Origin of the sequence: Milkweed yellows phytoplasma str. MW1, assembly GCF_000309485.1 — a bacterium.
GTDB lineage: Bacteria > Bacillota_I > Bacilli_A > Acholeplasmatales > Acholeplasmataceae > Phytoplasma.
In genome coordinates, this window is sequence record NZ_AKIL01000085.1 from 1 (window position 1) to 4,061 (window position 4,061).

Annotated in this window: 2 protein-coding genes; both read right to left on the minus strand. The window is 26.6% G+C overall.

The window, feature by feature from the left end; all coding sequences use genetic code 11:
* Positions 1–511 precede the first annotated feature (511 nt).
* Complete coding sequence (locus RI76_RS01885) at positions 512–2,347, minus strand: ABC transporter ATP-binding protein (protein ID WP_017192450.1); 1,836 nt, start codon at positions 2,345–2,347, stop codon at positions 512–514.
* The gene (locus tag RI76_RS01890) at positions 2,290–4,020 is read right to left on the minus strand and encodes an ABC transporter ATP-binding protein (protein ID WP_017192451.1); all 1,731 of its coding nucleotides are present in this window, start codon (positions 4,018–4,020) and stop codon (positions 2,290–2,292) included. Before RI76_RS01890 ends, RI76_RS01885 begins: the two co-directional genes overlap by 58 nt.
* Between the last annotated feature and the right edge of the window lie 41 nt (positions 4,021–4,061).

A 4,061-nucleotide genomic window follows, 5' to 3' on the forward strand; every position in this document is an offset into this window, starting at 1 on the left:
GCATACGATATCGGTCTCGGCATTCCTGCTGAACCGCTCTTCCGATCTGCTACATTCATTATTATCATTATAATCAATAAGAATACTTTTCAATTTTAATATTAAATCTTATTGTTTAGCAACAACTAAATTATTATTTTTCCTCAATTGAAATTTCTTTTATTACAAAAAAATTGACATATACAAAAACACCAACAATAAAACCCATCAATAAACAAATAAAATTATCTAATAAATTTATTATTATTTCTCATTATAAAATCTTTTATGAAAATAAGCAATATTTAAAAATATTGCTTATTTAAACCATATTACTTTAGTACTATTAGGCACAATAAAAGCAATTTTATACAAGATAAACACATATATTCCACTATAAAGCAATAAATGTTAATAATTGTCTTAAAGTTATTATTTTTTCTCCTGTTTATTTAGCAATATATATAACCCTTATGAGATAAAAAAATAGCAACAAGAATAACAAAACCTAAAACAGGTAAAAGCCAATTTATTATGATTTTTGAAATTGACTTTGATAAAGGTTATAATAAAACCCTTGTTTAGCTAATAATTCTTGATGCGTTCCTTGTTCGATAATTGCTCCATTTTCTAAAACTACTATTATATCGGCGTTCACAATTGTAGACAAACGGTGAGCAATAACAAAAGATGTTCTTTCGGACAATAACTTTTGTATAGATTCTTGTAAAATCATTTCAATTCTAGTATCAATAGTGGACGTAGCTTCGTCTAAAATTAAAATAGCTGGATTACGTAAAATAGTGCGCGCTATGGCGAGAAGTTGCTTTTCCCCTTGTGATAAATTAGTTGTTTCTTCATTAATTACTGTTTGGTAACCATCTTTTTTAGCCATAATAAAGTCATGAACTTTAGCTTTTTTAGCTGCTTCAATAACTTGTTCATCAGTAGCGTTTAAATTACCATATCTTATGTTTTCTAAAATAGTGCCGTTAAATAACCAAGAATCTTGTAAAACTATTCCAATAATATCACGTAAATTTGCTTTTTTCAAATCTTTAATATCTACGCCATCAATTTTAATGTTGCCGGAAGTAGCATCATAAAATCTAACTAATAAATTAATTAAAGTAGTTTTACCTGAGCCTGTAGGACCCACAACAGCCACCATTTTATTTTTATCAACCTTTAAATTCATTTTTTTAATAATAGGTTTATCGGCTGAATAATTAAAGGAAACATCAGAAAAATCTACATATCCTTCTACTTTTTCTAAAGTTAAAGCATCAGGATTTTCTTTTTCTTCTGGTTCGCCTAAAAATCGAAAAATTCTTCTACCAGCGGCTCTAGTGGATTGTAAAACTACAAAAATTTGACTTAAATCGTTAATAGGATGGCCTAAACGCCAAACATATTGAATAAAGCCTTGAAATAAACCTAATTGAATGACTGAAAAACCCATTTTACCTAAGAAATGATTTTCCACTCCCTCTTTGCGCATTAACACAATCCCAACAATAACCACTAGAGAAACCATAATATAAGTAAAACCACTCACAATCGGCATTACTAAACCAGATATAAAGTTGGATTTAAAAATGTTTTGCTTTAATTCTGTGTTAATTTCTTCAAATTCTTGAATAACGTTTTCTTGTTGATTGAATAAAGCGATTTCTTTATGACCGGTATATTTTTCTTGTAAAAAACCTACATATTCGCCTGTTTTTTCATATCTTTCAATGAAAATATTACGGGATTTTTTATTCATAATGAAAATAACGATTAAAGCAGAAGGAATCATTAAAGACACTAATATACCTAATGGCAAATTAGCCCAAAACATAACAATAATAATTAAAATCATGTTAAAAAAAGCACAAATTAAAGCAATAGTGGATTGTTGTAAACCATTAGCCACCATTTCCACATCATTCGTAATAATGCTCATCACATTTCCAACCGCGTTTTGATCAAAAAATTTAATCGGTAATCTATGAATTTTTTTATGTAAATCTTCACGTAGATCTTTCACAGAACTATGAATAGCAGTTATCAGTAATTTATTATAAATAAATCTACCTATAGTAGCCATTACATATAATAATAAATTTCCTAACAGAGAAATTCCTAGAGTTTGAAGAAAATCTTCTAGCGTCGTTGAATCATTAGCGTAATGTTTCTTAATGTAATCGATGACATATTTTCCTTCATAAATAACCACAGCCGAACTAGTAAGAGCTACTAAAAAAATTAAAAAAATACTGATGTAGATCTTAGCTTTAATTTTTTTTAAATAACTGAATAATTGTTTCACAATAAAACCTCTTTTATTTTTTGTGATATTGCAATGTTTTTGTAAATTTCGCATCTTTGCATTAATTCTTTATGCGTACCTATATCAACTACTTTACCATGATCTAAAACAATTATTTTATCAGCGTTTAAAACAGAAGTTAATCTTTGTGCTACTATGATAATAATAGAGTTTTTTCTAAAATGAACAAAGTTTTGTCTAATAGCTAAATCTGTTTGATAATCTAAAGCAGAAAAAGAATCATCAAAAATATAAACATCTGGTGTTTTTAAAAAAGTTCTTGTAATTGAAAGCCTTTGTTTTTGTCCGCCAGAAAAATTGGAACCCAATTCGCTAACAAATTCTTTTAACTGTTTTTCTTTACTTTGAATAAAGTCGTATGATTTAGCCATTTTCGCTTTCTCTAACATTTCTGATTCATCAGCATTTTCTTGACCGAAAGATAAATTACTTTCAATAGTTCCTTTAAATAAAATGTTTTTCTGCGAAACAAAGCCGATTTTATCTCTTAAATTCGCTACATCATAATTTTTAATATCTATATTATTGATTTTAATAGAACCTGATGTAGGATCCATTAAACGAGGTATTAAATTAATTAAAGTACTTTTGCCGGAACCAGTTGAACCTACCACAGCTATTAATTCTGATGTTTTAGCTTTAAAATTAATATTATCTAAAATAGAAAACGAAGAATTAGGGAAATTAAAACTAACATTATCAAATTCTAAATCAGTAATTTTTTCTAATGGTTCTACTTGATGAGGATTATTTTGAACAGAAGGTTCCATCGCTAATAAAGTTTCTATTTTTTTAGAAGAAACAACTGTTTTAGGAAACATCATAAATAAAAATAAGAAATTTAAAATAGAAAATAAAATGTGGTGTTGTAAGTTAAGAACGTTGTATAAATATCCTAATGTCAAACCATGTTGACCAACTGTTTTCAATAAAAAAGCTCCATAAAAAGTTGTAATTAAAATAGATATATTCAACAATAAATAGAAAAAAGGCTCAATGGATAACATAGAATTAAATAATTTGATAATGACATCCATATAATTAGAATTCATTTTTTCAAATTTTTCTTCTTCATATTCAGAGCGGTTTAAAGTTTTAATAATTTTAACGCCAGTTATATTTTCTCGAATATTAGCATTAATATCTTCTAATTGTTTTTGTTGTTTTTTGGATAATTTATAATTTTTAGTCATAACGATAGCTAAAATTATTATAAAAATAGGTACCGCAAAAATAATAATAGTAGAAAGCGGAACAGAAATACGACAAATTAAGGTTAAACTAATGATTAACATAATTGGCGCCACAATCGCAGCTCTATAAAAAGTAGCGATAAAGTTTACTATTTGATCTACATCAGAAGTACTACGATTCATTAACCTAGAAACGCCTAAACTTTGAACATCTGCTACTGACAAAGTTTGAATTTTTTTGAAGACATCACTGCTTAAATTGTTAAAAACTAAAGAAGATACTTTAGAGGAGCAATAATTAACTATTAAATTCCCTAAAATACCAAAAATAACTAAAAAAATTAAAATTAAAATAACATCGGTAAATTCTTTACCTTCTAAGGTTTTTTCAATAACCATTTTACCTATAACAAAAGGTATTCCGATTTCTCCCAAAGCTATCAAAAAAACCGATAAAATATTTAATAATATTATCTTTTTATATTTAAAAATATATTGAAAAACTAATTTCATATTATTATTACATAATTACTTTCTTAAGATATTAAAAAAAC

What these genes read in the sequence shown, in the direction of transcription:
- RI76_RS01885 (WP_017192450.1), bottom strand. Translation starts at nt 2,347, where the DNA reads ATGCGAAATTTACAAAAACATTGCAATATCACAAAAAATAAAAGAGGT.
- RI76_RS01890 (WP_017192451.1), bottom strand. Translation starts at nt 4,020, where the DNA reads ATGAAATTAGTTTTTCAATATATTTTTAAATATAAAAAGATAATATTA.